General features: G+C 33.6%; 2 protein-coding genes. One reads left to right on the forward strand and one right to left on the reverse strand.

Annotation, left to right across the window (positions count from 1 at the left end):
• Window positions 1-113: 113 nt before the first annotated feature.
• Window positions 114-572, reverse strand: a complete 459-nt coding sequence (locus tag ESZ26_RS18715) for a DUF4382 domain-containing protein (protein ID WP_146801290.1) — start codon at window positions 570-572, stop codon at window positions 114-116.
• A gap of 262 nt (window positions 573-834) precedes the next feature.
• Here ESZ26_RS18715 and ESZ26_RS18720 point away from each other — a divergent pair, with 262 nt between their 5' ends.
• Window positions 835-4410 (forward strand): ligand-binding sensor domain-containing protein, encoded by a 3576-nt coding sequence (locus tag ESZ26_RS18720; protein WP_146801292.1) that lies wholly within the window; start codon window positions 835-837, stop codon window positions 4408-4410.
• The last annotated feature ends 122 nt before the right edge of the window (window positions 4411-4532 follow it).

Genomic DNA, 4532 nt, shown 5'->3' on the forward strand with positions numbered 1-4532 from the left:
TTCAATGATGGTTTGCCATTGCTCTTGGCTACGTGTAATTCTCATGGTTATCTCCGAAATTAAGTTAGGAGATAAGATATCGGTGATCGAGTATTAGATACAGGTGCCGTTAGCTATACGCTTACTCTAGAGCTAGGGACTTTAATAGAATATTCGGTAGCATCATTATCAAGCAGTACATATGAGCCAGCATCAACTACCAGTAGTTCCATTGAATAGGTGCCAGGAGACATAGTTACCCCTTGCGCTTCATCAACAATTTTAAGTTGGTCGGTGCCTTGAAAATCGAGTAAGTTAATTTTAATAGTTGCTACAATTTCATTGTTTTCGTTAGTAAATTCAGAAATGACTGTCGTTTCTGTCTCTGATCCTGAAATCGTAATTTCATCTATTTCAATAAAGACTGAATCTGCCTCATCAATAGGAGCATCACTAATTCCTAAAGAAAATTTTGCTTGCTCAGCAGGCTGCTCTTTAGCTTTAACTGATGAATTATCACTTCCCCCACAGGCAGAAATCGCCAATATAATAGGCGTGAAGAGAAATGGGATTATAAAATTTTTGTTAATCATAATGTTTACCTTAATGGCTATCTTAGTTAGTTAATTAAATTAAATTAATAAGTCTAAGGTAAAGTCATCATATGCAAAGGTAGGTGCTTTGTTGTTTCATTGAAATATTAACGAAACTCACTGATAGACTTTTCCAGTAGAAAAAATAAAATTGATTGTAGATTCAATTTCACGATTGTCCTTAGACAATTATATAGTTACTTATGCTTACCTAGAAATTATTATCTTATATTGTTCAGTCCTAATAAGTAGTGGTATTAATTTGATATATGCTCAGCCTAAAAAAAGTTACTTTACTGTAATCAATTGTATTGTTGCCGTTGTTTTATTCTGCCCCTTTATCAGTTATGCAAAATTCAACAATATAATACTCGATCAAATTACGGTTAAAGATGGGTTATCTCAAGTATCTATTAACAGTATTAGTCAAGATGATGATGGATTTCTTTGGATATCAACAGAATCTGGACTTGAAATATATGACGGCTATAGCTTCACTAAGATAGAAGGACCAGATAAAGATTTTTCACAATATAGTGCCGGAAAAACCGTCCAATCAGTTAATGGACTAATTTGGTTACAGCTCTATGGTAAAGGTTTATATACCTTTGATAAAGGCACTAATCAGTTTGATTTACTGTTAAATACTAACCAATTAGAGCCTGATGATTGGATTATAGATTACTTGCCTCAAAAAGATGAAATTGTTTGGGTTGCGACAAGTAAATACATAGCGACAATTAATTTAAAAACAAAAGCTTACAAACAAGTTGTCAACTTAGAAAAACACTTAGGTGATTCTGCGATAATACAGCAAATCTTTTTACATAACGGCTATATATATATAGCCAGTAAAAAGGGGACTATTGTTTATCAATTATCAACAGGTCGAGTAGTTAAATTACCACAAATCACAAAAACAACTGCGCAAAATTCCAATATAAAAACAATACAAGCTAATAAAATCTATACATTAAGTGTTATTAATCAGACCTTGTTTTTGGGAACGAATGATGGTGTTTACGCATTAGATATTGAACAAATCGACTCGCTTTTTTTAATGGGAGAAAAGAATAAATTACCTCATTATCAAGCTATTTTTGAACATGTCTCGGTATGGGATTTTTTTATAGAAGATGAACTATTAATTATTGGTGCAACAGATGGGCTGTATCGATATAACACTGTTACTCAACAAGGACAATTCTTGTTTAGCTTTGATGAATATGCTCCTTCTTTTGCTAATAATACTGTTAAGTCCTTGATTGTCGACCAAGATGGCTACTACTGGTTAGTGAGTAATAGCCAAGGTTTGTTAAAATGGAATCCTAACTTAGGGTTAGTTGAAAATTATGAATATTACAAAGGTCGGGACAGCAGCCTAACCAGTAATAATGCCACTGCAATTTTACCTGATATAAAAAATGATAACTTATTTTGGATCTCAACTGATAATGGTTTAAATTTACTTAATAGGAACAGCCAACAAGTAGAACAATTTTTTGCCCTGAAAAACTCAAAAACAACTTTTAACGCAAGCAATATAGTTTCATTACACTATGGGAAAAATGAAACTATTTGGTTAAATACGTCTGTGGGATTAAAACTTTTTGATATTAAAAGCAAATCAATCATACCGATACCTTTTTCAGCAACTACTTTAAAAGCGCTAACCGTTGACTATCCGGTTTATTTTACTACCGATAACTACCTTTGGTTCACGCAAACTGATCAACTACTCATGATAAATCAAGAGTCTGGCCAGTTAACTGATTTCAGTAAAGTCATGACTGATGCTGGCATTAAAGATATCTGGTTTTTTTTCAAATCGCCAAATATGGATAACGAAATTTGGTTTAGCACCACAAAAGCATTATGGATTTTTAATACCGAGCATCAAACATTTAAGAAAATATATGAACATACTAATATGAGTGAAACCGAGTGGTCTTTTATTGATAGTTTTGTACTTGATACTGAAAAGTCGCTGTTATGGGTAGCCCATACATCGAAAGGTATCTATGGTGTTTCCTTAGCAACGCAAGAGATTCTTCATACTTTTAACAATGAAAATAGCATTCTAGACAATAACCTATATGGCCTACAGCAAGATTCACAAGGAGACCTTTGGATTTCAACTCACGATGGTATTTATTCCATTGACACCCGCTCTTTTCATATTCGTAAATTTGGTATTCATCATGGTTTTCTAGGCATGGAATTTAATGGTGGCGTGTTTGCAAAATCATCCAAAGATGAATTAGTTTACGGTTCGGTAAATGGTGTTTCTTTTTTCAATCCTTTGGCGTTAAAACAAAAAGGCACAACTAAAAATCAAAATGTTTTTGTCACTAAAGTTGATTTACTCACACGCCAATTAGAAGATGCTTATATATTTAACTCAAATAAAGTAGTAGAACTTGAATATGACGATGTAGGTATTAGAGTTGATTTTACTACCTTTAACTTTTCAAGATCTAAAGACATAATATTTGAATATTCTCTTACAAGTGGCAGTACTGTTAACTATCCTTTAACTTATGAAAACCATATTATTTTTCCAAGTTTAAAGTCGGGTAAACATACTTTAGCTATTCGTGCTAAGTCGCCTATTACAGGTGATTATTCACCACTTACTTATATTAAATTTAATGTTTCTTATGCGCCATGGGCATCGCCTATCGCCTATATTTTATATTTTATTTTAGTTGTTTCTGCATTTAGTTTTTGGTTAAGTAAAAGACGTAAACAACGTGCTGAATTATTAGCTGCTCATGAACAAGTTGTTTTCAGAGAAAAACGTTTACAGTTAGCATTAAAAGGCAGTAACAGTGACGTATGGGATTGGCATGCTAAGTCGAATAGTTTTTCTGCTAATCGTTTTAAACATACGGTTAGTCTAATTGAAAATGCTTATACCTTTCCTATAAAAATATTCATCAATGATATTCATCCTGATGATAAAGCGACCTTTCTTAGTGCTTGGCAAAAATTCATTGATAAAGCAGATGTTAATGTAACCTTTACTTTTACCTATCGACTGAAAGGCGAAGACAATGAATGGTTATGGTACAAAGATTTAGGCAAGATAGTAGAAATTGATGATAATAAAAAGCCTATGCGTGTTACCGGCTCCTATACCAATATCACTCAATCTAAGGTTGATGAAGAACGTGCCCAATATTACGGAGAAGCATTTAGACAGACAAAAGATTGGGTTTTAATTATCAATCAAGACTTCACTAAAGTGACGGCAAATCAAGCAATGAGGAACATCTTTGGCTGGGAAGAAGAGGAACAGCCATTTAATGACTCATTAATTGGTATAGAGAAAGAAAAGATAAAGTATTACAGCGATGTAGTCTTAAGTTTAGGTATAAATGATCATTGGAGCGGAGAAGAGCTCGTTATTTCTGCAGCAGGAGATAAATATCATGTACTGGTCAAAATTAATGTTGGCATAAATAGTAATGGTAGCCTTCATTATATTATGGTGATGACTGATATTACCGCTCAAAAGCTTGCTGAAAGTGAACTACGTTATATGGCTAATTATGATCACCTAACTGGGTTACCTAATCGGAGTCTACTCATTGAACGTATTGATCATGCTATAGAACTATCAGCAAGAAACAAAAATATATTAGCGATATTTTTTATCGATTTAGACCGTTTTAAACAAGTCAATGATACTTTGGGTCATGATGTTGGTGATAGGTTATTGAAAGTTATCACACAACGGTTAACTAAGGTCTTTCGTCAAGAAGATACTTTGGCAAGACTTGGCGGGGATGAGTTTGTTGTTTTGCTAGAACGATTCTCCTCAACGAGCCTGTAACAGATTTTGTGTAACTGCCCGTTTTAAATAAAGTCCTTTAAGCGGTCTTCGAATTCAATCATAAATCGATTCAAGGCCGTTTTCCAGTTTCTTATCGGCATCGTCCATTTCTTGGATGCCGC

Source organism: Colwellia hornerae (assembly GCF_007954355.1).
Classification (GTDB): domain Bacteria; phylum Pseudomonadota; class Gammaproteobacteria; order Enterobacterales; family Alteromonadaceae; genus Colwellia_A; species Colwellia_A hornerae.

Coding starts and splice junctions, on each gene's coding strand:
- ESZ26_RS18715 (WP_146801290.1), bottom strand. CDS start 572: ATGATTAACAAAAATTTTATAATCCCATTTCTCTTCACGCCTATTATA.